The 25,448-nt window shown below is 71.2% G+C and carries 25 protein-coding genes; 21 read left to right on the top strand and 4 right to left on the bottom strand.

Annotated features, from left to right (window positions below):
* The first annotated feature begins 242 nt into the window (after window positions 1-242).
* From ACOOHE_RS14590 to ACOOHE_RS14570, 5 genes are all read left to right on the top strand, one after another.
* Window positions 243-1,715 (top strand): glycogen synthase, encoded by a 1,473-nt coding sequence (locus ACOOHE_RS14590; protein WP_420454815.1) that lies wholly within the window; start codon window positions 243-245, stop codon window positions 1,713-1,715.
* A 178-nt stretch (window positions 1,716-1,893) separates the two neighbouring features.
* The gene (locus ACOOHE_RS14585) at window positions 1,894-3,162 is read left to right on the top strand and encodes a glucose-1-phosphate adenylyltransferase (protein ID WP_420454814.1); all 1,269 of its coding nucleotides are present in this window, start codon (window positions 1,894-1,896) and stop codon (window positions 3,160-3,162) included.
* 66 nt (window positions 3,163-3,228) lie between these two features.
* Window positions 3,229-3,444, top strand: coding sequence for a hypothetical protein (locus ACOOHE_RS14580; protein ID WP_420454813.1), 216 nt, complete (start codon window positions 3,229-3,231; stop codon window positions 3,442-3,444).
* Between the two features lie 193 nt (window positions 3,445-3,637).
* Window positions 3,638-4,555, top strand: a complete 918-nt coding sequence (locus ACOOHE_RS14575) for a hypothetical protein (protein WP_420454812.1) — start codon at window positions 3,638-3,640, stop codon at window positions 4,553-4,555.
* Window positions 4,556-4,732: 177 nt separating this feature from the next.
* Window positions 4,733-5,083 carry an Ig-like domain-containing protein gene (locus tag ACOOHE_RS14570; RefSeq protein ID WP_420454811.1) on the top strand — a complete coding sequence of 117 codons (351 nt, stop codon included), beginning with the start codon at window positions 4,733-4,735 and terminating at the stop codon, window positions 5,081-5,083.
* Window positions 5,084-5,123: 40 nt separating this feature from the next.
* On the opposite strand, the gene ACOOHE_RS14565 is transcribed toward ACOOHE_RS14570, so the two are convergent.
* The 3 genes from ACOOHE_RS14565 to ACOOHE_RS14555 all read right to left on the bottom strand — a co-directional run bounded on the left by ACOOHE_RS14565 (window position 5,124) and on the right by ACOOHE_RS14555 (window position 7,095).
* Window positions 5,124-5,429 (bottom strand): putative quinol monooxygenase, encoded by a 306-nt coding sequence (locus ACOOHE_RS14565; protein ID WP_420454810.1) that lies wholly within the window; start codon window positions 5,427-5,429, stop codon window positions 5,124-5,126.
* A gap of 116 nt (window positions 5,430-5,545) precedes the next feature.
* Complete coding sequence (glp, locus tag ACOOHE_RS14560) at window positions 5,546-6,739, bottom strand: gephyrin-like molybdotransferase Glp (RefSeq protein WP_420454809.1); 1,194 nt, start codon at window positions 6,737-6,739, stop codon at window positions 5,546-5,548.
* A 17-nt stretch (window positions 6,740-6,756) separates the two neighbouring features.
* The gene (locus ACOOHE_RS14555) at window positions 6,757-7,095 is read right to left on the bottom strand and encodes an SCP2 sterol-binding domain-containing protein (RefSeq protein ID WP_420454808.1); all 339 of its coding nucleotides are present in this window, start codon (window positions 7,093-7,095) and stop codon (window positions 6,757-6,759) included.
* An 85-nt stretch (window positions 7,096-7,180) separates the two neighbouring features.
* On the opposite strand from ACOOHE_RS14555, the gene ACOOHE_RS14550 reads away from it, so the two are divergent.
* From ACOOHE_RS14550 to ACOOHE_RS14520, 7 genes are all read left to right on the top strand, one after another.
* On the top strand, window positions 7,181-7,633 hold the full coding sequence (locus ACOOHE_RS14550; RefSeq protein ID WP_420454807.1) for a hypothetical protein: 453 nt from the start codon (window positions 7,181-7,183) through the stop codon (window positions 7,631-7,633).
* Between the two features lie 244 nt (window positions 7,634-7,877).
* The gene (locus ACOOHE_RS14545) at window positions 7,878-11,042 is read left to right on the top strand and encodes a tetratricopeptide repeat protein (RefSeq protein WP_420454806.1); all 3,165 of its coding nucleotides are present in this window, start codon (window positions 7,878-7,880) and stop codon (window positions 11,040-11,042) included.
* A 251-nt stretch (window positions 11,043-11,293) separates the two neighbouring features.
* Window positions 11,294-13,333: an ATP-dependent zinc metalloprotease FtsH gene (gene ftsH / locus ACOOHE_RS14540; RefSeq protein ID WP_420457630.1), complete on the top strand. Its 2,040-nt coding sequence runs from the start codon at window positions 11,294-11,296 to the stop codon at window positions 13,331-13,333.
* Window positions 13,334-13,342: 9 nt separating this feature from the next.
* Complete coding sequence (locus ACOOHE_RS14535) at window positions 13,343-13,711, top strand: hypothetical protein (RefSeq protein ID WP_420454805.1); 369 nt, start codon at window positions 13,343-13,345, stop codon at window positions 13,709-13,711.
* A 43-nt stretch (window positions 13,712-13,754) separates the two neighbouring features.
* Entirely contained in the window at window positions 13,755-14,804 is a 1,050-nt protein-coding gene (locus tag ACOOHE_RS14530; RefSeq protein ID WP_420454804.1) for a hypothetical protein, read from the top strand.
* Between the two features lie 55 nt (window positions 14,805-14,859).
* A complete protein-coding gene (locus tag ACOOHE_RS14525) occupies window positions 14,860-16,500 on the top strand; it encodes a hypothetical protein (protein WP_420454803.1) in 1,641 nt (546 codons plus the stop codon).
* Between the two features lie 37 nt (window positions 16,501-16,537).
* Window positions 16,538-17,053, top strand: a complete 516-nt coding sequence (locus ACOOHE_RS14520; RefSeq protein WP_420454802.1) for a hypothetical protein — start codon at window positions 16,538-16,540, stop codon at window positions 17,051-17,053.
* A gap of 22 nt (window positions 17,054-17,075) precedes the next feature.
* On the opposite strand, the gene ACOOHE_RS14515 is transcribed toward ACOOHE_RS14520, so the two are convergent.
* Window positions 17,076-17,516: a hypothetical protein gene (locus ACOOHE_RS14515; RefSeq protein ID WP_420454801.1), complete on the bottom strand. Its 441-nt coding sequence runs from the start codon at window positions 17,514-17,516 to the stop codon at window positions 17,076-17,078.
* Between the two features lie 281 nt (window positions 17,517-17,797).
* Here ACOOHE_RS14515 and rpsL point away from each other — a divergent pair, with 281 nt between their 5' ends.
* The 9 genes from rpsL (at window position 17,798) to rplB (ending at window position 25,403) form a co-directional block, all read left to right on the top strand.
* A complete protein-coding gene (gene rpsL, locus ACOOHE_RS14510) occupies window positions 17,798-18,172 on the top strand; it encodes a 30S ribosomal protein S12 (RefSeq protein WP_420454800.1) in 375 nt (124 codons plus the stop codon).
* A gap of 104 nt (window positions 18,173-18,276) precedes the next feature.
* Window positions 18,277-18,747: a 30S ribosomal protein S7 gene (rpsG, locus tag ACOOHE_RS14505; RefSeq protein ID WP_095515971.1), complete on the top strand. Its 471-nt coding sequence runs from the start codon at window positions 18,277-18,279 to the stop codon at window positions 18,745-18,747.
* A gap of 78 nt (window positions 18,748-18,825) precedes the next feature.
* Window positions 18,826-20,928, top strand: coding sequence for an elongation factor G (gene fusA, locus ACOOHE_RS14500; protein ID WP_420454799.1), 2,103 nt, complete (start codon window positions 18,826-18,828; stop codon window positions 20,926-20,928).
* Window positions 20,929-21,040: 112 nt separating this feature from the next.
* Window positions 21,041-22,228: an elongation factor Tu gene (gene tuf / locus ACOOHE_RS14495; RefSeq protein WP_420454798.1), complete on the top strand. Its 1,188-nt coding sequence runs from the start codon at window positions 21,041-21,043 to the stop codon at window positions 22,226-22,228.
* Window positions 22,229-22,371: 143 nt separating this feature from the next.
* Window positions 22,372-22,680: a 30S ribosomal protein S10 gene (gene rpsJ, locus ACOOHE_RS14490; protein ID WP_095516179.1), complete on the top strand. Its 309-nt coding sequence runs from the start codon at window positions 22,372-22,374 to the stop codon at window positions 22,678-22,680.
* Between the two features lie 111 nt (window positions 22,681-22,791).
* Window positions 22,792-23,412 (top strand): 50S ribosomal protein L3, encoded by a 621-nt coding sequence (gene rplC / locus ACOOHE_RS14485; RefSeq protein ID WP_420454797.1) that lies wholly within the window; start codon window positions 22,792-22,794, stop codon window positions 23,410-23,412.
* Window positions 23,413-23,416: 4 nt separating this feature from the next.
* On the top strand, window positions 23,417-24,220 hold the full coding sequence (gene rplD, locus ACOOHE_RS14480) for a 50S ribosomal protein L4 (RefSeq protein ID WP_420454796.1): 804 nt from the start codon (window positions 23,417-23,419) through the stop codon (window positions 24,218-24,220).
* Between the two features lie 5 nt (window positions 24,221-24,225).
* On the top strand, window positions 24,226-24,519 hold the full coding sequence (gene rplW, locus ACOOHE_RS14475) for a 50S ribosomal protein L23 (protein WP_420454795.1): 294 nt from the start codon (window positions 24,226-24,228) through the stop codon (window positions 24,517-24,519).
* Between the two features lie 53 nt (window positions 24,520-24,572).
* Complete coding sequence (rplB, locus tag ACOOHE_RS14470; protein WP_420454794.1) at window positions 24,573-25,403, top strand: 50S ribosomal protein L2; 831 nt, start codon at window positions 24,573-24,575, stop codon at window positions 25,401-25,403.
* Window positions 25,404-25,448 lie beyond the last annotated feature (45 nt).

Here is a 25,448-nt window from a genome sequence, read left to right as displayed (position 1 = left end):
TTGGACAATTGAATGTGAGACAGAGAATGTAGTTGCCCTGCTTTTCGCAAGGGGGCCAGAGGTCCGAGCCGAAGCGCTTGAGCCCCGATCAAGACATGCTCTGCGACCGGCCGACTCGCGGGGGAGCATCCGTCCGTCTCGGAGATCCCGCGCGTCGATCCCGCCAGGACCCGCGAGCGTTCGCATCTTGCTCACCACTCGCGCCTCACCACTCGCGCCTCACCGCTCACGCCCCACCGCCCATGCCCGTCCTCCACGTCTCCGCCGAGTGCGCCCCGTTCGCCAAAGTCGGCGGGCTGGCCGACGTCGTGGGCGCGTTGCCCCGGGCGTTGGCCCAGAGCGGCGTGCCGTCGGCCGTGGCGATGCCGTTCTACGGCGGCCCGGAGGGGCGGATGGCCGGGCGCGTCGGGGCCACCGAGTCGGTCCACACCGGCCAGGTGTTCTTCGAGGGCGAGGGGTTCCCGTTCGAGGTGTTCCGGTCAGGCGCGCTGTCGGGCGACGGGGCCGAGGTCCCGCTGTACCTGGTCCACGAGCCCGAGCACTTCGGCGACGACGGCGTCTACTTCCGGGCGTCGGACAACGCCTGGTTCGCGCGCGGCGAGGTCCGCTACCTCGTGTTCCAGCTGATGGTGCTCGACTGGCTCCGGTCTGAGAACACGCCGCTCGACGGCGCCGACCTCCTCCACCTCCACGACCACCACACGGGCCTGATCCCGACGCTCTTGGAGGCCGACTCCGCCAACTCGGTCCTGCGCGACGTCCCGACCGTGTTCACAGTCCACAGCGCCGACCACCACGGCGAGATGGGGTGGTCCCGGTGGGACGCCGTCGGCGTCGAGGCGCCCAACTGGGAGTCGCTCGACCACTTGGGCCGGGTCAACAGCCTGAAGGCGGGCGTCGAGCGAGCCGACCGCGTGACGACCGTCAGCCCGACCTACGCCCGCGAGCTGGCGGCCGGGCCCGAGCCGTCGCACGGGCTCGACTACGCCTTCCGGCTGGCCGGCGACCGGCTGAGCGGGATCGTCAACGGCGTCGACACGGCCGTCTGGGACCCGGCGACCGACCCACACCTCCCAGAGCCGTTCTCGGCCGACGACCTCGACGGCAAGACGGCCACCAAACGCGCCGTCTGCGCCGACCTTGGCCTCGACGCCAACCGCCCGCTGCTCACGTTTGTGGGGCGCCTGACGCCGGAAAAAGGCGCGACGGTCCTGGCGGACGGGCTGGTCCGGATCCTCGACGAGACCGAGGCGGCCGTCGCCGTGCTGGGCTCGGGCTACGCCGAGCACGAGGGCGCCCTGCGCGCGGTCGCCGACGGGGCGCCGGACGGGCGGTTCTCGCTCACGCTCGCGTTCGACGAGGCGCTGGCGCACCGCCTCTACAGCGCCGGCGACGTGTTTCTGATGCCGTCGAAGCAGGAGCCGTGCGGGCTGGGCCAGCTCTACGCGATGCGCTACGGCGCCGTGCCGGTCGTCCACGCGGTCGGCGGGCTGCGGGACACGGTGGTGCCGTGGGACGGCGAGGCCGGAACGGGCGTCCGCTTCGAGGCCTTCACGGGCCAAGCGTTCGCGGATGCGGTTCGCGAGGTGCTGGCGCTCGACGCCGGCGCGCTCGCCCGGCTCCGCCAGAACGGGATGTGGGCCGATCACTCGTGGGCGTCGTCGGCGACGGCGTACGCGTCGCTGTACGAGGGGCTCGGTGTGCTCGGGACATGATGAATCATGTCGCTACCGCAGGTCGAGGCGTCGCAAGTCGCGGCGTAGGGACACGATTCGTCGTGTCCGCCCGGATGCCGAGGGCCACCGGAGGTGGCGACGGTTCGATCCGATGGCCTCGCGACTCCTCGCGTCGGATCGCCTTATCTAGCGGTCCCCTCGCTCACCCCGACCCCTCATGCGCGACACGTTGTCCGTGATCCTCGGCGGCGGCGCCGGCACCCGGCTGTTCCCGCTCACGAGCCACCGCTCGAAGCCGGCCGTCCCGCTCGCCGGCAAGTACCGGCTCATCGACATCCCGATCTCGAACTGCGTCAACAGCGAGCTCATGCGGATGTTCGTCGTGACCCAGTACAACTCGGCCAGCCTCAACCGCCACATCGCGCGGGCCTACCGGTTCGACCGGTTCGGCCACGGGTTCGTGACGGTCCTGGCCGCCGAGCAGACGCCGGACTCCCACGACTGGTACCAGGGCACGGCCGACGCCGTCCGCCAGTGCCTCCCCCACATCGACCCGTACCCGCACCGGCGCGTGCTCGTCCTGTCCGGCGACCAGCTCTACCGGATGGACTTCAACACGTTCGCGGCCCACCACCGCTCGACCTGGGCTGACCTGACGGTCGCGACCATCCCGGTCACGGCCGACGAGGCACCCGCCTTCGGCATCTTGAAGACCGACGCCGACGGGGTCATCACCGAGTTCCACGAGAAGCCGGCGCGCGACGCGCTCGACGGGCTCGACAGCCCGGTCTCGGCCAAGATGCGCGAGCAGGGCCGGATCTACCTCGCGTCGATGGGGATCTACATGTTCGAGCGCGACGTGCTCCGCGAGGTGCTCCTCACGAACCCGGGCCAGACCGACTTCGGCAAGGAGATCATCCCGGCCGCCATCGCCGCCCGCCGCGTCGTGAGCTACCCGTTCACCGGCTACTGGTCCGACATCGGGACCGTCCGGTCGTTCTACGACGCCAACCTCGCGCTCGCCCAGCCGGACCCCGAGTTCGACCTCTACGACGAGGACGCGCCGATCTTCTCGAACGCGCGGATGCTGCCGCCGGCCAAGATCCAGGAGTCGCACGTCCGCAACTCGATGATCGCCGAGGCCGCTGTGATCACCGAGGCGACGGTCGAGGACTCGGTCGTCGGCATCCGGTCGTTCATCTCGCCCGGCGCCGTCTTGCGCCGGACGGTCATGCTGGGCGCGGACTACCTCCCCTGGCGCGACCCTTCGAAGCGGCCCGGCCTCAACCCGCCGCCGTCGCCCGGCATCGGGCCCAACAGCGTCGTCGAGGGGGCCATCATCGACAAAAACGCCCAGGTCGGCGCCGACTGCCGGATCACGAACGAGGCCGGCGTCGACGAGGCCGACGGCGACGGGTGGCACATCCGCGACGGGGTCATCGTCCTGCCCAAGAACACGATCCTCCCCGACGGGACCGTCATCTGACGGGCCGGCACGGAGTCGGAACGGGCAGATGCGCCGGGCGTCGTACGAGGACGAACTCTCGAACTCATGTCCGCAGCCTCCCCGTATCGTCAGCGCGTCATCGAGCAGGTCGGCGATGTCCCGGAGGAGTACCTCCCGGCTCTCCTGCGCATGGTGTCCGCTTTCCGCGAGAGCGTCGCCCTCGTCCCGGCCGAGGAGAGCGTCCGGCTTGGCTGGTCGGAGGCTCAGCGGGGGGAGGTCCACCCGGTGAGCGAGCTGTGGGACGGAGTCGAGGGTGAGTGAGCCCGGACGGACCGAGGTGGTGTTTACCTCGGAGTTCAAGTGGACGGATGGGCCGCGCGACGGCGATCACCGGATCTGCGTGGCCCGCTCCGGCGCGTCCGCGAACGGCGGCGCGTGGAGCCCGTATGCGCTCCGGGTGGGGACCCCGCAGTCCGTCCGTCTCGACCACGTGCCCCTCCCTCTGACCCCCACCATGCGGCCCCTGATCGCCTTCCCCCTCGCCCTGGCCCTCGCGGCCTGCAACGCGCCCTCGTCGGCCGACACGCCGTCGCCCGACGAGGCCCCGGTGGCCGGGACCACGCCGTCGGAGGACCGGATGCCGGAGGACCTGCTCGGCAGCTACGACGCCGACGCGGAGGCGTGCGCGCGGACCACGACCATGACGCAGCTGACCCTCTCGCCGGACACGCTCGACTTCTACTACGGGTACGCCACCGTCGACGCCGTCGACGCCCGCGACGGGGGCTACGACGTCACCGCGACGCTGTACCAGCAGGAGGGGGCCGTCGAGGTGGTCCCGGAGGAGGCCACCTACCGCGTCGAGCGCACCGACGCCGGCGTCCGCTTCGAGTCGGACTACGGGGGGGCGTCGGCGCTCGTCCGCTGCACGACCGACCGCGTGCCGCGCCACGACCGCGTGGTCGACCCGGGCCAGACGGGCGCGGGCGGGGACGTGCGGAGCGCGTACACCGAGATCGCGGCCTGCGAGACGATCGAGACGTCCGACGAGAGCGGCGGCTTCGTGCAGCGCTGCTCGGGCTACCGGGGGACGCCGCTCTACATCTCGAGGGGGGACCTCCGCTACGACGTTGACGTGGGCGTCCGCAACGACACCTGGGAGACGCCCGGCGGGTTCAACGACCTCGGCGAGACGGTCGAGTGGCGCCTGCGCGATGGGCGGCCGTTCGCGGCCATCGTCCGGTACGAGGTCGAGGGGCCGGGCGGGACGGCGGCCGAGCGGCGGTCGGACCTCGCGGTGGTCAAAGTGGGCCGGGAGGGGGCGCCGGGGTGCCTGGTCGGCTACGTCCCGGCGGACGCCTCGCCGGACCAGAACACGGCGGCCCGGCGGCTCGCCGACCGCCGGGCTGCGAGCTTCGAGTGCGGGGCCTGACGCCCCTCGCCGGCAGCGCTCGTTTCGCGGTCGGTCCCGCCGGGCGCGCCGGGCGCGCCGGGCGCGTCCGCGTTCTCGGCCCCTGCGCGCCGCGCCGACGGCCATAGATTCAGCCAGCGTGTCCTTCCGCTCTGACCCTCGGACCTCGCTGCGCGAACCTCAAAAAACCCCCTCCTCATGCGCCTTCTCGCCGCCGCCCTTTGTCTCATCGTGGCCTTCCTGTCGACCGGCTGTGACTCGGCCGACGACCAGGACGCGGAGACCGTAGCCAACAATGACTCCGCGCAGACGAGCCCGGGCGAGGCCGTGACGATCAACGTGCTGGCGAACGACCGAGGCAGCGACCTCACGATCGACTCGTTCCAAGACCGGACCCGGAGCGGGGGCACCGTCTCCAAAACCGAGAGCGACGCGCTGAGCTACCGGCCGGGCCCCGGCTTCCTGGGCGCGGACTCGTTCACGTACACCGCCCGGAACGGGGACGGGGTGACGTCGAAGAACGCCACGGTCACGGTGACCGTCCAGTAGTCGGGGCCGACACGACGACGCATCGCCCCGGTCGTCGGGGTCAGGTCTTCCCCGCCTCGGCGCCGACCCGGACCTGGCTGTGCGCGACCGGCGCGGCGGCGAACAGGGGCGTCGTCCGGGCCCACGTCTCGCGGAACAGGGCCGACTGGCGGTAGGCCTCCAGCGCGTCGGCCGAGTCCCAGTGGCTGAACGTGGTCAAGACGTTGACGAAGCGGGCGTCCTGCCACAGCTCGAGGTGGTGACAACCGGGTGCGGCGGCGATCCGGTCGCGCGCCTCGGCGAACAGGTCGAGAAAGTCGGCCACCCGGTCGGGCGCGAACGTCATGCGGACGGTGCGGAGGAGCATCAGCGGTGTGGAGGTGTGGACCTGTGGACTCGTGGACGTGTGCACAGTGGGGGACGGCCTCTCTGCCGAGACGAGTGGATCACGAGTCCACGAGTCCACGTGCTCACACGTCCACATCAGCCCCATCCCCATTGCTCGAAGGCCACGACGGCGCCTGCGGGCGCGTTGGGCCAGTCGGCGGGGAGGTGGGCCAGGCCGTCGGCCAGGGCGAGCGACTGGGCGACGTGGGAGCCCTGGGCGCCGGCGGGGGAGAGGTGGAGCCGGCCGTCGGCGTCGCGCCGGGCGGTGACGCGGGCGAAGGTGTGGAGGCCGGCCTTCTTGGGAATCGTCTCCGCGAGCACGGCCGGCTCGGTGACGGGCTCCGCCGGCCGGCCGAGCATGGCCGCCAGCAGCGGGCGGACGTAGACCTCGAAGCAGACGGCCGCGCTGACCGGGTTGCCCGGCAGCCCGACGACGGGCCGGCCGTCCCACGCGCCCACCGCGAGCGGCTTGCCCGGTCGCTGGCGGACCTGCCAGAACGCCCACTCAGCCCCGCGCGCGTCGAGCGCCGGGCGGACCCGGTCGCGCTCGCCCATCGACACGCCGCCCGCGACCACGACCACGTCGGCGCCGGTCGCCTCGTCGAGCGCGCGGTCGAGGTCGGCGGCCGTGTCGCGCGCCACCAAGCCGACGACGGCGCCGCCGGCGGCCACCACCTGGGCCGCCAGCCCGGGCCCGTTCGAGTCGCGGATCTGACCCAGCCCCGGCGTCCGGTCGGCAGGGACCAGCTCGTCGCCCGTCGCGACGACGGCCACGAGCGGCCGGGCCCGGACTGGGACGTGGGCGGCTCCGACAGACGCCAGTACGGAGACGGCGCCCGGCGTAATGAGCGTGCCGGCCGGCAGCACCTCGGCGCCGTCGGCGAGGGCCTCGCCGGCCCGGCGGATGTGGCTGCCCCGCGTCGGCGTCGCGTCGAACCGGACCGCGTCGCCGTCGCGCGTCGCTCGCTCGACCGGGACGACCGTGTCGGCGCCGCGGGGGACCGGCGCCCCGGTCATGATGGCGACGGCGGTGCCGGGCGCGAGCGGCTCGGGCACGTCGCCCGCGTGGGCCGTGCCGACGACCGGCAACGGCGCGCCTAGATCGGCCCAGCGAACGGCGAAGCCGTCCATCGCCGAGGCGTCGAACGGCGGCTGCGGCCCCCGGCTGACGACCGGTCCCGCCAGCGTCCGCCCGACCGCATCGGCCAGGGCGACGGGCTCGGCCGGCGTCGCGCGCGCCATCTCCAGGACGACGCGCCGGGCGTGCTCGACCGAGACGGAGGTGTCCACGGGGCCCAGGGCGGGGCTCAGCCGCCGTAGCCGAACAGGCCCATGAACTTGGTCGCGAACGGGACCGACCCCTTCATCTTGACCTTCCCCTGCATCATGGCCATCATCGGGTTGAGCTCGCCGTTCTCGATGGCCACCCAGTCCTCGGTCTTGGCCGTCAGCCGGAGCGTCGGGTCCTCGGGGACCTCGCCCTCGATCACGTCGAGCTCGCCGTGGTGGACGTAGAGCGTGACGTCGCGGGCGTCGTCGCCGGTCAGGTTCATGTGGACGCGGTCGTCCATCGACTGGGCCTTGTCGCTGTTGAAGCGGGCGGGGTAGGAGGCCAAGACCTCGTCGAAGTCGGCGTAGCGGGGCATGGACGTGCGGGGGGGAGGCGGGGAAGATAGGACGGCCGGAACCCGGCGGACGGGCTCGCGTGGGCCGCGCCGCGCCCGTCCCGAGATGCCCACCGACTCGTCCGTCTCCGTCGCCACGCCGCGCGGCCTGGTCACGATCACGTCGCCCACGCCCGCGTCGCGCCGGGCGCGGGCTCGCGTCGACGCCCACCGGGACTTCCTGGCCGGCCACTGGGCCGAGCTCTCGGCGGCGGCCTACGAGGGGTACCGCCGCCACGGCGCCGGGGCCGTCGTGCTGTGGCGGAGCGAGCGCCCCCGCCGGTTCCGCCCGCAGCCGTTCGAGCCCGAGCGCCTGTTCTACACGACCCAGATCCACTCGCTCCCCGGGACCACCGAGGCCGACTTCGACGGCTGGGAGGCCCGCCAGCTCGAGACCTACGACCCGGACGCCGAGGGGCTCGTGGTGTTCGTCGAGGGCAACGGCGTGGCCGGGTACCGGGTGGCTGGCCAGCCGCCGCCGCCGGAGGCCCTGCTCGCGGCGCGGGCCCGGGAGAACTGAAGGCGGAAGGCGGGCCGTGGACAAGTTCCGGGTAACTCGTGGCCACCGAGCTTGCGGGGGGCTCCGGCGACGGCCACCTCCCCCGTCCCCCGTCCCCCGTCCCCACGCGGGCACGTTCGGCCGTGGCGGCCCGTTCGTGCCCTGGCGCTCGGCGGCGGTCGGCGTAGCTTGGCTCCGAACGAGCCCCCCGACCGCCCGGCGCCTCCGCTACCCCGTTTCTCGTCTCCCCACCCGCGTGGTCTCGATGCGCACGGCGCCGTCGGCTCGTCTCCTGCTCGTCCTGGTCGTCGGCCTGGGCGGCGCGCTCGCCGGGTGCCGGTCGGGCTCGCCGCTGCACAGCCGGTACAACAACTTCCGGGCGTACTACAACACGTACTACAACGCCTCGAAGTCGCTCGAGGACGGCGAGAGCGCGCTCGAGCGGTCGGCCGTGACCGTCGACCGGAACCAGCTCGTGGCCGTCTTCCCGGTGACCGGGGCGAGCGCGTCGGGCGGCCCGTTCCAGGACGCCATCGACAAGAGCGCCGAGCTGCTCCGGAACCGGCCGACCTCGAAGTGGGCCGACGACGCGCTCCTGGTCATCGGCAAGTCGTACTTCTACCAGCGCAACTTCGTCGGGGCCGAGCAGAAGTTCCGCGAGACGATGGCCGCCGCCGACCTCGTCGAGGACCGGCGCTTGGGCGACGAGGCCCGGTTCTGGCTCGGCCGGACCTACGCCGCCGCCGACCGCTTCGAGGAGGGCGTCCAGGTCTTGGAGGAGGGGCTGGCCGACGACGGGGGCGACCGCCGCTGGCGCTCGCGGATGCAGCTCGCCCTGGGCGAGCTCTACGCCCGCGCCGGCCGGTGGGACGAGGCGGCCGAGACGCTGCGGGCCGGCGCGCCCGAGGAGGGCGACGCGGACGTGGCGGCCCGGTCCTACGTGTTGCTCGGCCAGGTCGAGGAGCACGCCGAGCGGTGGGACCAAGCGGCCCAGGCCTACGAGGAAGCGCTCCGCCGCCGGCCGGCCTACGAGCTGGGCTACGCCGCCGAGGTCGGCCGCGCGCTCGTGCTCGGCGTCGAGGCCGGCCAGACCGATGACGCCCTGGCCGCCATCCGCCGGATGCGGTCCGACGACAAGAACTACGACCGGCGCGGCGAGCTGGCCCTCGTCGAGGCCCGCCTCCGGGCCGCCGCCGGCGACGACGCCCGCGCGCGGGCCCTCTTCCGCGACGTCCTCTACGAGCCCGAGCTGAACGCCGCCCAGGTCCGCGGCGAGGCCCACTACCGCCTGGCCGAGTTCTACCGCGACCGGGCCGGCGACTACGTCCGCGCGTCGGCCCACTTCGACACGGCGGCGACGGCGCTCCGCGCGCCGGCCGGCGACGTCCGCCCGACGCGCGGCGCGATCGTGGAGGTGGCCGACGAGGCCCGGACCTACAACGCGCTCGCCGCGACGGCCCGGGAGATCGCCAAGGCCGATTCGCTCTTGATCTTGGGCGACCTGTCAGAGGAAGCCTTCGAGGCTCGCATCGCCGAGATCGAGGCCGAGCGCCGGCGGATCTACGCCGAGGAGCAGCGCCGGCTCCAGGAGGCCCGGACGGCCCAGCAGTTCAGCGACACCGGCGGGCTCGACTTCGAGGGCCAGACGACGGCCAACGGCGCCCGGCCCCCGTCGACGCCGGCCGCGACGTCGGCGGCCAACGGCGGCTTCCTCTCGTACCGCGTGCCGGCGTCGATCCAGGCCGGCCTGATCGCGTTCGAGCAGCAGTGGGGCGACCGGCCGCTCGTGCCCAACTGGCGCCGCCGGGCCGCCGTCCAGGCCGGCGACGTGGCCTCGGCCCGGGGCGTGGTCGGGACCGAGGTCCCCGGCGGGCTCGGGATCAACGAGGGGCCGCCCCCGCTCGACCTGTCGGCCATCCCGCGGACGCCGGCCAAGCGGGCCGAGCTGGTGACCGAGCTGGCCGGGCTCCGCTACCAGCTCGCCAACGCCTTCTTCCTGTCGCTGGGCCGCGCCGACACGGCGGCGGCGCTGTACCGGGCCATCCTCCAGGACACGCCCGACCTGCCCGTCGCCGTCCGCGCCCGTTACGCCTTGGCGGAGATCGAACGGACCGCCGGCCGCGAGGACGCTGCCCGCCCGCTGTACGAGTCCGTCGCCCAGGCCGACTCGGCTGCGCTTGGGCGGGCGTCCCGGGCCCGCCTGGGGCTCGAGGTGGAGCCGGAGGCGGTCGCCGTCCAGACGTCGGCGGCCTACGACGCCATCCGGGCGGTGTGGCGACGGGGCCGCTCGCTCGCCGCGGCGACGGCGTTCGTGGCCTTGGGCGACCAGGACCCCGAGGCCGACCAGGCGCCGCGCGCCTACCTGGCGGCGGCCATCGCCACGGTCGACTGGGCCGGGACCGACTCGCTCGCGCTCGTCCGCCCGCTCCCCGACAGCCTGGTCTCGTCGGTCCTGTTCGTCGTCGCCGACTCGGTCGCCCGGGCCGACCAGGCGGAGGCCGCGGCCGCTCGGGCGGCGGAGGCGGCACGGGCCGCTGCCGAGGCGGCGGCTCCCGACTCGGCCCTCTCCGCGACCCCGGCGGAGGCGCTCGACCCGGAGGCGCTCGACCCGGAGGCGGACGTCGACGTGATCAGCGACGAGGAAGACACCCTGCTCGCGGCCCGTCGACGCCGGGCGGCCCGAGAGAGCTCGGCGCCCGATGACGACGACCTCGCGGCCTCGCTGAACGCGGCCCAGGCCCCAGGCGCCCAAGCCGCGCCGGTCCCCGACCCGCCGCCGGTCGCCCCCCCGCTCCCGGTGGCCGACTCGTCCTCGTTCACGCTCTTGCACCACCTCCGCGCGCTGGCCGCCCGGTACCCGGGCACTCCGTACGCGGACCGGGCCACGGCCCTCGCCGCCGAGCTCCCCGCGCTGCCCGTCACGGCCACGCCGGACTCCCTGGTCGCCGCGGCCCCCCCGCCCGCCCCCGCCGACTCCACCTCTGCTCCCGTCGACTCGACGGCCACCCCGGCCGACTCGACGGCCACCCCGCCGACCGACGACGCGCCGCAGCCGGACGAGCGGCTTGCACCTCCGCCCGCCGCGCCCAGTCCGGCCGCGGACTCCCTCGCCGCCGTCGCCGACGCGGGCCTGCGGGGGGAGGCTCCGATTGACCCCACCCTCGGCGGCGTCACCTGGCGCGTCCGGACGCTGTCGATCCCGGCCGAGGGCGTCCCGATGGTCCGGGTGCTGGCGGGGGCCGGCTTCCGGGCGGCCATCCTGCGGGACGTCGAGGGCGCGGCCTACGTCGTCGCCATCGGCCAGTTCGAGACGGCCGAGCAGGCCCAAGCCGTCCGCGACGCGCTGCCGGCGTGGGCCCAGCTCCGCGGCGAGGTGGTCGCCCTTGAAGCGTTCGAGCGGACGGACGTCGGCACAGACGACGGGCCGTAGGGCGGCCGTTCGGCTTGGGTGAACGGCGGGGCGTCTCGGGACGAGACGCGCCCGCGACGGGCGCCCCGGGCTAGGCGGGAGGAACCTCCCCCACGAGGTCGGGTACCGCCCCCCTTTATATGAGTCTGCGCGCGGTCCGCCGCGCCCGCGCCTCGCGCGCGCATTTCCTTATGGCTTCCACCCCACGGACCCCCCAGAACCCACGCGACGGCCAGTCCGGCCGGGAGGGCGGTGGGGGGAAGCGCCCTCGGCTGTCGCTGGGGACGTTCTACCTGTTCGTCCTCATCGCGCTGTTGCTGCTCGCCGTCCAGACGTTCGTGGCCGGGAGCGGCGCGTCGTCGGAGGTCGAGTACTCCGTGTTCCTCGAGCAGATCGAGGACGGCTACGTCGAGGCGTTCGAGGTCCAGGACCGCGTCGACATCCGGGGGACGTACACCGAGTCGGCCGTCTCCGAGGGGCTCGTCGATGTCGCCGCGCCCGACCCCTCGTTCGGCCGCCAGCCCGACGCCGACGCCGGCCGCCGCTTTCGGACCACCAAGCCCGACGACCACGACCTGACCGACTTCGTCCAGGGCGTCAACGAGACGCGGACGGCGGCCGGCGAGGAGCCCGTCGAGTTCGAGGCCGACTACACGTCGAGCGTCTGGAGCGGGCTGTTCTCGTGGATCATCCTGTTCGGGTTCCTCGCCCTGTTCTGGATCTTCATCCTGCGCCGGATGGGCGGCCCGGGCCAGCAGGTCTTGAACATCGGCAAGAACAAGGCGACCCTCTTTGACCAGACCGAGGGCGCCCCCATCACGTTCGCCGACGTGGCCGGGTTGGACGAGGCCAAGGAGGAGGTCGAGGAGGTCGTCCAGTTCCTCAAAGACCCGCAGCGGTTCACCAAGCTGGGCGGCAAGCTGCCCAAGGGCGTTCTCCTCGTTGGTCCTCCTGGAACGGGCAAGACGTTGTTGGCGAAGGCCGTGGCCGGCGAGGCCGGCGTCCCGTTCTTCTCGCTCTCGGGCTCCGACTTCGTCGAGATGTTCGTCGGCGTGGGCGCGGCGCGCGTGCGCGACCTGTTCAAGCAGGCCAAGGAAAAGGCGCCCTGCATCATCTTTATCGACGAGATCGACGCCGTCGGCCGGAGCCGCGGGCGCGGCGCCATCATGGGCGGCAACGACGAGCGCGAGAACACGCTGAACCAGCTGCTCGTCGAGATGGACGGGTTCAACACCGACAAGGGCGTGATCCTGATGGCGGCCACCAACCGGCCGGACACGCTCGACTCGGCGCTGTTGCGGCCGGGCCGGTTCGACCGCCAGATCTTGATCGACCGGCCGGACCGCCGCGAGCGCGCGGCCATCTTCGCCGTCCACACCGAGCACCTCACGCTCGGCGACGACATCGACCTGGAGCTCTTGGCCGGCCAGACGCCCGGCTTTGCCGGGGCCGAGATCGCCAACGTGTGCAACGAGGCCGCCCTCCTGGCGGCGCGCGACGGGAAGGACGCCGTCGAGATGATCGACTTCGAGCGGGCCATCGACCGCGTGATCGGCGGGCTCGAAAAGAAGAACAAGCTCATCAGCCCGGACGAGAAGAAGATCGTGGCCTACCACGAGGCCGGCCACGCCGTCGCCGGGTGGTTCCGGGAGTACACCGACCCCGTAGTCAAGGTGTCGATCGTCCCGCGCGGGATGGCGGCGCTCGGCTACGCCCAGTCGCTCCCCGAGGAGCGCTACCTCTACACCAAGGAGGCCCTCGTCGACCGGATGGTGATGACGATGGGCGGACGCGTGGCCGAGGAGATCATCTTCGGCCAGATCACGACGGGCGCCCAGAACGACTTGGAGAAGATCACCAAGATGGCCTACGCGATGGTCGTCGACTACGGGATGTCGGAGGAGATCGGCTACGTCTCGTTCAATCTGTCGGGCCAGAAGGACCAGCCGATGTTCGACAAGCCGTTCTCGGACGACCTCGCCCGGCGGATCGACGCCGAGGTCAAGGCGCTCATCGACGACGTCCGCGCCCAGACGCGCGTGCTGCTGGACGAGCGGGCCGACGAGCTCGAGCGGCTGGCGCAGGCGCTGCTGGAGAAGGAGGTGCTCAACGAGAACGACCTCAAGGAGGTGCTGGGCGAGCGGCCCTACAAGCGGCTCACGTTCGACGCCGGCGTGACGGCCGAGGGCGAGCCGGTCAACCCGCCCCCCCACGGGCCGGCGTCGGAGGGCGACGGCGTGGCGACGGAGCGGCTCCCGCTGGCGGACGACCCGGGTGGCAACGGGCTCCCCCCGGACCCGCCACGCGCGTAGGACCGGGCGATGCACGCGCTCCTCGCGGACGTCCTCGGGGGAGGCCCAGAGATGGGGGCGCTCCTGGCCGAGCTGTCCGGGACGTTCCCGGGCGCCATCGCCTACGTCGCCCGCCCAGCCGTCGCCGAACGGTTGGGCTTGGACGTCGCGGCCGAGGTCGACGGGGTGGCCCTCGGGCTTCTCTGCCCGAGCGAGGGGGCGGCCCACGTGGTCGGATGGGAGTACGCGATGGAGCAGCGGGGGCTGTTCGACGCGCACATCCGCAAGGACCGCCTCCCACTTCCGCTCCACACGGCGTCGGTCCTGGCCCTCCTCGACCGGCCGAACGGGGTGGGGCCGCAGTGGCTCGCGCTCACCGTGTACCGGTCGCTCAACTAGCGCGGGCCGGGGTGGTCTACCTTGGGGCCCGCCCTCCGCCGCCATGTCCCAGCCGACCGACGACGAGATCCGCCAGCGGTACGGGCTCCCGCCCGGGACCCGGGTCGTCCGGCTGACCCCCGACGCGCTCGGCCGGGTCCGCGTCACGCCCGATGCGTTCGCCTACGTCGAGGTCGAGCCCGCGCTCGAGTGGGCCACGTGGGACCGGCCGGTCGCCGTGGCCGGGGCCACCGTCCAGTTGAGCGTCCAGGGCGCGCTCGTCGGCGAGGGGAGCCCGGTCGTCGTCACGGTCCGAGACTCGCGGAACCGGGTCGTCGGGCGGGGGGCCGGGGCGATGTACCGGGACCGGGCGGTCGTCGAGGTGGCCGTCGACCGGCGGGCGGCCGAGCGGGACCCGGACGGGGTCCTGTGCGCGGCCGACGTCGAGCTGACCGAGCCGGGGCTGACGGTCGTCTCGGCCCCGCTGTGGGTCTTGCCGTTCGCCGAACTGGTGGACGCCCGGTGGGGCGTGGCCGAGGCGAGAGACGGCGACGCGGTGGAGCTCTCGTGCCGGGTGACGGGGACGTCGGCCGGCGTGGAGCGGCTGGAGGGGCAGACAGCCGAGGTCGAGATCTTGCGTGGCGGGGAGGGAAGCGAGGACGGGGTGGCAGGCGCTCTGTTCGAGCCGGTCGCGACGCTCCGGGTCCCAGTCCGTGAAGGGCGTGTCGAAGCCGCCTGGCGTGTGGGGTACGACGCCGAGGGGAAGGCTCAGATCGCGACCCAAGCAGAGCTCGATGAGGTCGCCGCGCGCTCGGGCGGGGCGGCCGAGCGATACCGGCGTCCGGTGTGGCGCTTCCGCGTGCGGCTCGCCGGGTTGGAGGCCGAGAGCGGCTTTCTTACGTACCGGGACTGGATCAGGCTCGAGTTCTTGACGCCCGAGGGGGAGCCGCACGAGGGGATCGAGGTCGTCGTCGTCCTCGCCGATGGAACGGAGCAACGGCACACTGTGGACGCCGACGGCGCCGTCCGGGTCGAGCCGGCCCCGCCCGGCCCGGTCACGATCAGGACCCCTCACATCGAGTCGTCGTCTCCAGGCCCGTCGTCGGACGCGTGAGCCCGCCCGCTTGTCCCACCGCGCGGCGACCCGCTGCGCGATCTCCTGAGGCCGCATGACTACCGAGTCGCTGAGCACCACCACGCGAGCCATCGAGGCCGGCATCCGTGTCGTCACGGGGCGCGCTTACCAGATCACGCTGCGGCCGACTCCGAAGGACGTCGTCTTCTTCGTCCCCGGGACGCAGGATCCGCTCAACCTCAACAGCATCCAGCACCAGGCCAACCGCAGCTATTGGGAGAACAACCCGTCCCACTACGAGCACTTCCTCCAGGAAGTCCACGCGCTCAAGCCGCAGTTCCTCGACCTCCACATCCAGCACGAGTACTTCTCGTGGACGGGCGACAACCACCCGCAGTCGCGGGTGGACGCTGCGGAGCGGATGGAGGAGCTGCTCCTGCGTTTCTACCCCGAGTGGACCCAGGAGCCGGTGTCGCTCCATCTGATCGGGCACTCGCACGGAGGGAACGTGATCAACGAGTTCTCGAAGCGGATCGCCGCGCGGGGCTCGCGCTTCCCCCGGTCCTGGCGGATCAAGACGATCGTCTACCTGTCCACGCCGTTCTTCGGGCGCCTCCACCAACTCGATCCCGGGCAGCTCGACCCGGACTGCCGCGTCGTCAACGTCCGCAACCGGTACGACCTGACCCAGCGCGTGATCGCCGACTACAACCTGCGGCAGATGCCGTTCGTGATCGAGGAGGTCGTGAACGCGAACGCGCTGTACGTCGCCGGCAAGACGCGGTTGGCCGGCGTGGACTTCGGAGCTTTTGGCCATCTGAGGGACCTCCGGTTCAGCGACGACGAAGCCGGGCGGGTGTGGGCGGCGATGATCGATACGATGTTGGGTACACGGGACCTCCTGCACGGGATGTATCAGATCGTCGGTTGGCTCCGGCGAGAGTTCCCGGACTTCATGCCGCTCGCCTCTGCGACGACGCTGCGGAACACGCTGAACGACCTCTTCGACTGGTCTGTCCGTACGCGCATCCGGCTTCAGCGCCGCACGCGGAGGTTCACGAGGTCGAACTTCCTCGAGGACCTCGATCTCGTGGGGGCGGCCAGCGTGCTCCTGCCCCTGTTGCGGTACAGGACAGCGACCTTCCACAGCCCTCTCTTCGACATCCTCGCAGAGATTCTGCTCGGGCGGATCGACGCGTTCGACGACACCACGACGACGCCGGCCCCACAGCTCGGCGGACGCTTCGACCTGACGCACGTGGAGGTCGAGCGCCACGACCCGTACTCCAGACACGGCCACCGAGACGCGTTCGAGCGGTTCGCCCGGGGCGTAGAGGGGACGCAGAGCCGGTACGCTCAGCAGCAGAGCCTGACGCTGATGCGCGAGACGCTGGTGCGGCTCCTGTCCCAGCTTCCCTCCGAAGGGCTCGTAGGGTGGATGCAGACGGTCGTAGACATCCTGAATGGAGCGCTGGGAGTTCTGTTTGGCGACGCGGACCGGAACGTGCGTGCCCTGCGCGACAGCATCGCCGGGTACCTCGCTCACATCACGCGCTTCCGCGCCGGCCTCGAGGTCCCCGGCCACGAAGCCGAGCCGTACCCCGAGCGGCCCGGCACGCTGGGCTACTTCGCCGTCGAGTCGCACAGCGTCAGCCGGGCCCGGCTCTACGACGAGGTCCGGGACGCGCTCACGGCCTCGTTCGACTCTGGGCGCAACCCCGGCTACCAAGAGTGACGAGCCGTAGCGGCAGCCCGCCCACTCCTTCTTGCCCATGCCCCTGTTCGCCCGCCCCGTCCGCCGGAACGCGCTGCTCTACGCCGCGTGGGCCCTCTTCGCGCTGAGCCTGACGCTCCCGGCGGTGTGGATGCCGGAATTTCTGAACGTGCCAGCGGGGTACATCGCCGGAGCCGTCTGCGCGTGGGTTGCCGGTTTGAACCTCGGAGACCTCTTCGCGATGACGTCGGACTCGTACATGGGCCTGCTCACGTTTGCGAACGTGCTCATGGTCTCCTCGCTCTTCTGGCGACGCGGGGCGCGGGGGAAGGCGTGGCCCGTCGTGGCGTTCGCCGTGGCGGCGGCCGTTGTGGCTGGGACGCCGTTCGTGTTCTCGCGCTCCATGAGTGGCCTCCTGGCGAGCCTCGTCTTCGTGTGGGGGTATTACGTGTGGCTGGCCGCCTTCGTCCTCGTCGCGGTCCACTTCGCGGTTCAGATCGTGGCGACGAAGCGGCTCCCGCTCGCGGACGACCCTGGGGCCGACGGCCTCCCTCCAGATCTGCCACGCGCTTGACTTGGGCAACCCCGCTCCCTCTTTACGCCGCCGGTCTAGGCTCGGCCGGCAGGTCGGCGCGGACGGCGAGCAGGATGTCGAGCAGTTCGCGACGCCCACCCACGACGCGGTAGATGGTGAGCGACGAGTGGGCGGCGATCTCGCGGTACCCGGCGGCGGAGAGGTCGCCGTAGGCCACCTCTGACATCGAACGGGCCACGTGCTCACGGTCGGCCTCGACCCGCTGGCGGATCTCGTCGACCCGCGCCCGCAGGTCCGGGTCGATGGCGGAGCGGGCCAGGAGCCGGTCGACGTCCGCGATGACGCCGGCCGCCTCGCCCAGCAACAGGCTCGCGGTGTGGGTGCTCGAGAGCGCCGTGCTCCGGTGGGCCAGCTCACGGAGCCGCCGGCTGTCGACGTACGTCAGCAGGGCGAACACGAAGCTCGCGAGCGAGAGGAGGAAGGCGGCGATCAGCGCGAACACGGGGTCGGGGCACGGGCGGCCAGAACCTACGCGGCGGTCCACCGACGCGCACGAGGCCAAAGCGCAGACAGGGGCGGACCAGTCCACGCGGTAGACAGGTTTATACCAGTGTCCGATCTGCACACAAGCTTCGCGCCCTGGAGGCTGGAATGGGCGGTCGGGTCCCTGATTGTGAAGGTCTGGACATTGGGCTCGGCGATAGGCATGGCTACGTTGGGGGTCCGACTTCTCGCGCGCCGGCCGGTCGCCGCGCGCACTCTCCTCCGACCGACCGCACCGCTGTGCCTACGATCAACCAGCTCGTCCGCAAGGGCCGCACGCCGAAGCGCCAGACGTCCAAGTCCGCCGCGCTCCAGGGCAACCCGCAGCGCCGAGGCGTCTGCACCCGCGTCTACACGACGACGCCGAAGAAGCCGAACTCGGCGCTCCGGAAGGTGGCCAAGGTCCGGCTCACGAACGGGATCGAGGTCATCGCCTACATCCCGGGCGAGGGCCACAACCTCCAGGAGCACTCGATCGTGCTCGTCCGTGGGGGCCGCGTCAAGGACCTCCCCGGCGTGAAGTACCACATCGTGCGCGGCGCGCTCGACACGGCCGGCGTCGCCGACCGTCGCCAGAGCCGCTCGAAGTACGGCGCTAAGAAGCCGAAGGCGTAACGACGAGCCGTGAGCGATGAGCGGTGAGCCCTCGGGCACCACCGCCTGCTCGCGACGCCGTTACTCACAGCTCACCGCTGACAGCTCAAAGCTGACACAACCCCATGCGCAGGAAGCAAGCAGAAAAGCGGATCCCCACTCCGGACCCGATCTACGGCGACGTCACCGTCGCCAAGTTCATCGCCGCCGTCATGCGCGACGGCAAGAAGTCCGTGGCCCAGGGGCTCGTGTACGGCGCCTTCGACTTGGTCGAGGAGCGGATCGGCGAGCCCGGCGTCGAGGTGTTCCGCCAGGCGCTGACGAACGCGGCCCCGCTCGTCGAGGTCCGGAGCCGCCGCGTCGGCGGCGCGACCTACCAGGTGCCCATCGAGGTCCGCCCCGAGCGGCGGACGTCGCTGGCGTTCCGCTGGCTGTTGCAGTACGCCAAGGCCCGCGGCGATAAGTCGATGGCCAACCGGCTGGCGGCCGAGCTCATCGCGGCGAGCCGCGGCGAGGGCGGCGCCGTCAAGAAGAAGGACGACACGCACCGGATGGCCGAGGCCAACAAGGCGTTCGCCCACTTCGCCCGCTTCTAACTGAACCGTCACACGCGCTCCCGGTCCCCGACGGGTCCGGCGCGTTCTCTCGGCACAACTCCGACCCTGACGACTCCCATGGCCGACGACCTCCAAGGCAAGACTTTCTCGCTCACGAAGACCCGCAATATCGGGATCTCGGCGCACATCGACGCCGGCAAGACGACGACGACCGAGCGCATCCTGTACTACACCGGCAAGACGCACCGGATCGGCGAGGTCCACGAGGGCGGCGCCACGATGGACTGGATGGAGCAGGAGAAGGAGCGTGGCATCACGATCACCTCGGCGGCCACGACCGCCGAGTGGAACGGCCACCGGATCAACATCATCGACACGCCCGGCCACGTCGACTTCACGGTCGAGGTCGAGCGGTCGCTCCGCGTGCTCGACGGGGCCGTCGCCCTGTTCTGCTCCGTCGGCGGCGTCGAGCCCCAGTCGGAGACGGTCTGGCGGCAGATGGACAAGTACCACGTCCCCCGGATCGCGTTCGTCAACAAGATGGACCGGACCGGGGCCAACTTCGAGAACGCCGTCGCCATGATGAAGGACCGGTTGGGCGCCAACGCCGTGCCCGTCCAGATCCCGATCGGCGACGGCGAGATGTTCCGCGGCCACATCGACCTGATCTCGAACAAGGCGTTCATCTTCGACGACGCGACCCAGGGCTCGACCTGGGACGAGGTCGACATCCCGGAGGACCTGAAGCCGGCCGCCAAGAAGGCCCGGATCGTGCTCCTGGAGGCTGTCGCCGAGCACAACGACGAGCTCCTGATGATGTACCTCGAAGGGGAGGAGCTCCCGGTCGAGACCGTCAAGGAGACCGTCCGCAAGGCGGTCATCTCGATGGACATCACGCCGGTCTTCTGCGGCTCGGCGTTCAAGAACAAGGGCGTCCAGCAGCTGCTCGACGGCATCGTCGACTACCTCCCGTCGCCGCACGACGTGCCGGCGATGGAGGGCCACAAGCCCCGGACCGAGGACGTCGTGACGCGCGAGGCCGACCCCGACGCGCCGTTCGCGGCCATCGCGTTCAAGATCGCGACCGACCCCTACGTCGGCCGCTTGACGTTCGCGCGCGTGTACTCGGGCCGCCTCAACAAGGGCGACGCGCTCGTCAACGCGAACAACGAGAAGAAGGAGCGGGCCGGCCGGCTCCTCTTCATGCACGCCAACACGCGCGAGGACGTCGACACGGTCAAGGCCGGCGACATCTGCGCCATCGTCGGGCTCAAGGACACCAAGACCGGCGACACGCTCTGCGACCCGGACCACCCGGTCGTGCTCGAGGCGATGGACTTCCCGGAGCCCGTCATCAAGATCGCGATTGAGCCCAAGACGAAGGCCGACATCGACAAGCTCGGCGTCGGGCTCCAGAAGCTCGCCGAGGAGGACCCGACCTTCAAGGTGTCCTCCGACGAGGAGACCGGCCAGACGCTCATCGCCGGCATGGGCGAGCTCCACCTCGAGATCATCGTGGACCGGCTCAAGCGCGAGTTCAAGGTCGAGGCGAACGTCGGCGAGCCCCAGGTCTCGTACCGCGAGGCGATCCGGAAGTCGGTCGACCACACCTACACGCACAAGAAGCAGTCGGGCGGCCGCGGCCAGTTCGCCCACGTCGAGATCGAGTTCTCGCCGGCCGAGCCCGGCACCGAGGGGCTCGAGTTCGTCGACGAGATCAAGGGCGGCGCGATCCCGCGCGAGTTTATCGCGTCGGTCCAGAAGGGGATCGAGAGCGCGCTCGACCAGGGCCCGCTCGCGGGCTACCCGATGGAGGCCATCAAGGCCCGGCTCTACGACGGCAAGTTCCACAACGTCGACTCCGACCAGCTCTCGTTCGAGATCGCCGGCCGGATGGCGCTGAGGGAGGCCGCGCGCCGCGCGAGCCCCGTCATCATGGAGCCCATCATGAAGGTCGAGGTCATCACGCCCGAGGAGTACATGGGCGACGTGATCGGCGACCTCTCGTCCCGGCGCGGCCGGATCGAGGGGATGGGCCAGCGCGGCGACGCCCAGGTCGTCGACGCCTTCGTCCCGCTCTCGGAGATGTTCGGGTACTCGACCGACCTGCGCTCGAACACGCAGGGCCGGGCCATCTACTCGATGCAGTTCGACCACTACGAGGAGGTCCCGACGTCGATCGCCGAGGAGATCTCGGCCGCCGGCAAGGCCGCGGCCTAAAGGAGGTACTTGGTACGCGGTACCGGGTACGGACGCTCACGTCCACCCGCGTACCACGTACCAAGTACCCCGTACCCCCTCACTCAGACAACTCACCCAGACCAACAGACTCATGGCGAAGGAACAGTTCCAGCGTACGAAGCCCCACGTCAACGTGGGCACGATCGGCCACGTCGACCACGGGAAGACGACGCTGACCGCGGCCATCACGAAGGTGTTGGCCGAGGCCCAGGGCGGGACGGCCATGTCGTTCGACCAGATCGACAACGCGCCCGAGGAGCGCGAGCGCGGGATCACGATCGCGACGGCCCACGTCGAGTACGAGACGGCCGAGCGGCACTACGCCCACGTCGACTGCCCCGGCCACGCCGACTACGTCAAGAACATGGTGACCGGGGCGGCCCAGATGGACGGGGCCATCCTCGTCGTCGCGGCGACCGACGGGCCGATGCCCCAGACGCGCGAGCACATCCTCCTCGCGCGCCAGGTCGGCGTGCCCTACATCGTCGTGTTCATGAACAAGGCCGACTTGGTCGACGACGAGGAGCTGTTGGAGCTCGTCGAGATGGAGGTCCGGGAGCTCCTGGGCTCGTACGAGTTCCCGGGCGACGACCTGCCCGTGATCCAGGGGTCGGCGCTCGGGGCCCTGAACGGGGAGGCCGAGTGGGTGGCGAAGGTCGACGAGCTCATGTCGGCCGTCGACTCGTACATCCCGACGCCGGAGCGGGCCGTCGACCAGCCGTTCCTGATGCCGGTCGAGGACGTGTTCTCGATCACGGGCCGGGGGACCGTCGTCACGGGCCGGGTCGAGCGGGGGGCGATCAAGGTCGGGGACCCGGTCGAGATCGTCGGGATCTCGGAGACGAAGCAGTCGTCGACGGTGACGGGCGTCGAGATGTTCAGGAAGCTCCTGGACTCGGCCCAGGCCGGGGACAACGCGGGGATCCTCTTGCGGGGGATCGAGAAGGACGCGGTCGAGCGGGGGATGGTCCTGACGAAGCCGGGGGCGGTCACGCCGCACAAGCGGTTCGAGTGCGAGGTGTACATCCTGAGCAAGGACGAGGGGGGCCGTCACACCCCGTTCTTCAAGGGGTACCGTCCCCAGTTCTACTTCCGGACGACGGACGTGACGGGGGACATCGAGCTGGCCGAGGGGGTCGAGATGGTGATGCCGGGGGACAACACGCAGTTCACGGTCGCGCTCATCCAGCCGGTGGCGATGGAGCAGGGTCTCCGGTTCGCGATCCGGGAGGGGGGCCGGACGGTCGGCGCGGGCGTCGTCTCGAAGATCCTCGACTAGAACACACACACGCTGGGGGCGGCAGGTCGGACCTTCTCTGTCCTGCCGCCCGCGCGTTCTCTCTCAGCCACTGGCCAGCGAACGGCAGTCCAGTCCCGGCATCCGCCCACTGACTCTTTCTCCCTGGCCCCTGGCCTTCAGCAATGGCGAACCAGAAGATCCGGATCAAGCTCAAGTCCTTCGACCACACCCTGGTGGACAAGAGCGCCGAGAAGATCATCCGCACGGTCAAGTCGACCGGCGCCGTCGTCAGCGGGCCCATCCCGCTCCCGACGCGCAAGAAGATCTACACCGTCCTGAAGGGGCCCCACGTCGACAAGAAGGCGCGGGACCAGTTCGAGACGCGCGACCACAAGCGGCTCATCGACATCCTGTCGACCTCGTCGAAGACCGTCGACGCGCTCATGAAGCTCGAGCTCCCGAGCGGCGTCCACGTCGAGATCAAGGTCTGATTCGAGCGGTGAGGCGTGAGGCGCGAGCGATGAGCCTTCAGGCGTCGGACCTCACGGCTCACGCCTCACCGCTCCCTCCTCTACTTCCCGCTTAACTAACCCCCCGGTTCAATGAGCGCACTCCTCGGCCGCAAGGTCGGCATGACGAGCGTCTTCGACGCCTCTGGACGGCAGACCGTCGTCACGGTCATCGAGGCCGGCCCCTGCGCCGTCACCCAGGTCAAGACGCCCGAGACGGACGGCTACTCGGCCGTCCAGCTCGGCTTCCAAGACGCCAAGATCAAGCGGACCACGAAGGCCCAGCAGGGCCACTTCGAGGCCGCCGGCGTCTCCCCCAAGAAGCACGTCGTCGAGTTCCGCGACACGGACCTCGACGTGTCCCTCGGCGACGAGGTCACGGTCGACGTGTTCGAGGAGGGCGACCGCGTCGCCGTCTCGGGCACCTCAAAGGGCAAGGGCTTCCAGGGCGTCGTGAAGCGGCACAACTTCAAAGGTGTCGGCGACGCCACGCACGGCCAGCACAACCGCCAGCGGGCCCCGGGCTCGATCGGCCAGGCGTCCGACCCGTCGCGCGTGTTCAAGGGCACCAAGATGGGCGGCCGGACCGGCGGCGACCGCGTGACGCAGAAGAACGTCCGCGTCGTCCGCACCTTTCCGGACAACAACCTGATCCTGGTCAAGGGCGCCGTGCCCGGCCACAAGAACGGGATCGTCGAGATCCGCCGCGCCTAGACCCATGAAACTGACTGTCTACACCAAGGACGGCGCCGAGGCCGGCCGCCAGGTCGAGCTCGACGACGCCATCTTCGGGCTGGAGCCGAACGACCACGCCATCTGGCTCGACGTCCGCGCGATCCAGGCGCACAAGCGCCAGGGCACGCACAAGACGAAGGAGCGGAGCGAGGTCTCGAAGTCCCGCCGCAAGCTGTACCGCCAGAAGGGGACCGGCAACTCCCGCGCCGGTGATGCCAAGAGCCCGCTCCGCAAGGGCGGCGGCACCATCTTCGGGCCCCGGCCGCACGAGTACAAGATGCGGATCAACCAGAAGACGAAGCAGCTCGCGCGGCGGAGCGCGATCAAGTACAAGCTCGACGGCGACGCCTTCCGCATCGTCGAGACGATGACGCTCGACGCGCCCAAGACGCGCGAGGTCGCCGGGATGCTGAAGGGGAACGGGATCGCCGGCAAGGCGCTCGTGCTCACGAACGGCATCGACGACGTCTTCTTCCGCTCGGCCCGCAACCTCCCCGGGGTCACCGTCTGCCCGGCCGACCAGGCCTCGACGCTGGACCTGATGAACGCCAAGACGATCCTCTTGCAGGAGGGCGCCGTCGAGGCGCTCACCGAGGCGCTCCGCCCGGTGGGCAAGGCGACGGTCGACGGGGCCGACACGGACCTCCCGGTCCCGATGGACCAGGCCCCGACGACGGCCAACCCGGAGGCGCCCGACGCCCCGGTCACTGAGGCGGAGACGCCGGCCACCGAAGCCCCGGAGGCCACCGACACGCCCGACGCCCCCGAGGGCGACGAAACCGCTTAGGACCCATGAGCCAGATCATCCTCGCCCCCGTCCTGACCGAGAAGTCGACGCGCCTGTCCGACGAGGGCCGGCACTACAGCTTCCGCGTCGCCAAGACGGCCAACAAGCTCGAGATCCGCAAGGCCATCGAGGACCGCTACCCCGACGTCGAGGTCAAGGAGGTCCGCACGATGGTCGTCCGCGGCAAGCGCCGCCGCCAGATGACGAAGCGGGGCTTGGTCCAGGGCCGCCAGGCCGGCTGGAAAAAGGCCATCGTCACGCTGCGCGCCGGCGAGATCGACTTCTACGAATCCGTTTAACCCACCGGGGCGCAAAGCCGGCGGTCGCCGCCGGCAGGAATGCCCCCAGCACCATGCCCATCCGTAAGCTTAAGCCGACCACGCCCGGTCAGCGGCACCGCTCGGTCTCTGGCTTCGACGCGATCACGAAGTCGGAGCCGGAGAAGAGCCTGCTCGACACGCGCAAGCGCACCGGCGGCCGGAACAACAACGGCCGGAAGACCTCGCGCCACCGCGGCGGCGGTCACAAGCGGCGCTACCGCATCATCGACTTTAAGCGCGACAAGAACGGGATCCCCGCCCGCGTCGCCGCCATCGAGTACGACCCGAACCGCTCGGCCCGGATCGCGCTCCTGTTCTACGCCGACGGCGAGAAGCGCTACATCATCGCGCCGGACAAGCTCGAGGTGGGCCAGACCGTCACGAACGGCCCGGACTCGTCGCCGGACGTCGGCAACTGCCTGCCGCTGGCGAACATCCCGCTGGGCACCCAGGTGCATGCCATCGAGATGAAGCCGGGCAAGGGCGCCCAGATGGCGCGGTCCGCCGGCACGTCGGCGCAGCTGACGGCGCGGGAGGGCAAGTACGCCAACCTCAAACTCCCCTCCGGCGAGGTCCGCCGGGTCCCGGTCGAGTGCCGGGCGACCATCGGCCAGACGTCGAACCCGGACCACATGAACGTCGAGATCGGCAAGGCCGGTCGGTCGCGCTGGCTCGGCATCCGGCCCCAGACGCGCGGCGTGGCGATGAACCCGGTCGACCACCCGATGGGCGGCGGCGAGGGCAAGTCGTCCGGCGGCCACCCGAAGAGCCCGACCGGCGTCTACGCCAAGGGCTTCAAGACGCGCAAGAAGAAGAAGGCGTCGAACCAGTTCATCGTCCGCCGCCGCAAGGCCAAGAAATAGAGTGTGTGGGGATGGGGGTGTGGGCGTGGCTCGCCCCCCATCCTC

The sequence above is a fragment of the Rubrivirga sp. genome (assembly GCF_965213695.1).
Lineage (GTDB): Bacteria > Bacteroidota > Rhodothermia > Rhodothermales > Rubricoccaceae > Rubrivirga.
This window is presented reverse-complemented; position numbering and strand designations above follow the sequence as displayed.

Coding starts and splice junctions, on each gene's coding strand:
- ACOOHE_RS14590 (WP_420454815.1), top strand. CDS start 243: ATGCCCGTCCTCCACGTCTCCGCCGAGTGCGCCCCGTTCGCCAAAGTC.
- ACOOHE_RS14585 (WP_420454814.1), top strand. CDS start 1,894: ATGCGCGACACGTTGTCCGTGATCCTCGGCGGCGGCGCCGGCACCCGG.
- ACOOHE_RS14580 (WP_420454813.1), top strand. CDS start 3,229: ATGTCCGCAGCCTCCCCGTATCGTCAGCGCGTCATCGAGCAGGTCGGC.
- ACOOHE_RS14575 (WP_420454812.1), top strand. CDS start 3,638: ATGCGGCCCCTGATCGCCTTCCCCCTCGCCCTGGCCCTCGCGGCCTGC.
- ACOOHE_RS14570 (WP_420454811.1), top strand. CDS start 4,733: ATGCGCCTTCTCGCCGCCGCCCTTTGTCTCATCGTGGCCTTCCTGTCG.
- ACOOHE_RS14565 (WP_420454810.1), bottom strand. CDS start 5,429: ATGCTCCTCCGCACCGTCCGCATGACGTTCGCGCCCGACCGGGTGGCC.
- ACOOHE_RS14555 (WP_420454808.1), bottom strand. CDS start 7,095: ATGCCCCGCTACGCCGACTTCGACGAGGTCTTGGCCTCCTACCCCGCC.
- ACOOHE_RS14550 (WP_420454807.1), top strand. CDS start 7,181: ATGCCCACCGACTCGTCCGTCTCCGTCGCCACGCCGCGCGGCCTGGTC.
- ACOOHE_RS14545 (WP_420454806.1), top strand. CDS start 7,878: ATGCGCACGGCGCCGTCGGCTCGTCTCCTGCTCGTCCTGGTCGTCGGC.
- ACOOHE_RS14535 (WP_420454805.1), top strand. CDS start 13,343: ATGCACGCGCTCCTCGCGGACGTCCTCGGGGGAGGCCCAGAGATGGGG.
- ACOOHE_RS14530 (WP_420454804.1), top strand. CDS start 13,755: ATGTCCCAGCCGACCGACGACGAGATCCGCCAGCGGTACGGGCTCCCG.
- ACOOHE_RS14525 (WP_420454803.1), top strand. CDS start 14,860: ATGACTACCGAGTCGCTGAGCACCACCACGCGAGCCATCGAGGCCGGC.
- ACOOHE_RS14520 (WP_420454802.1), top strand. CDS start 16,538: ATGCCCCTGTTCGCCCGCCCCGTCCGCCGGAACGCGCTGCTCTACGCC.
- rpsG (WP_095515971.1), top strand. CDS start 18,277: ATGCGCAGGAAGCAAGCAGAAAAGCGGATCCCCACTCCGGACCCGATC.
- fusA (WP_420454799.1), top strand. CDS start 18,826: ATGGCCGACGACCTCCAAGGCAAGACTTTCTCGCTCACGAAGACCCGC.
- tuf (WP_420454798.1), top strand. CDS start 21,041: ATGGCGAAGGAACAGTTCCAGCGTACGAAGCCCCACGTCAACGTGGGC.
- rpsJ (WP_095516179.1), top strand. CDS start 22,372: ATGGCGAACCAGAAGATCCGGATCAAGCTCAAGTCCTTCGACCACACC.
- rplC (WP_420454797.1), top strand. CDS start 22,792: ATGAGCGCACTCCTCGGCCGCAAGGTCGGCATGACGAGCGTCTTCGAC.
- rplD (WP_420454796.1), top strand. CDS start 23,417: ATGAAACTGACTGTCTACACCAAGGACGGCGCCGAGGCCGGCCGCCAG.
- rplW (WP_420454795.1), top strand. CDS start 24,226: ATGAGCCAGATCATCCTCGCCCCCGTCCTGACCGAGAAGTCGACGCGC.
- rplB (WP_420454794.1), top strand. CDS start 24,573: ATGCCCATCCGTAAGCTTAAGCCGACCACGCCCGGTCAGCGGCACCGC.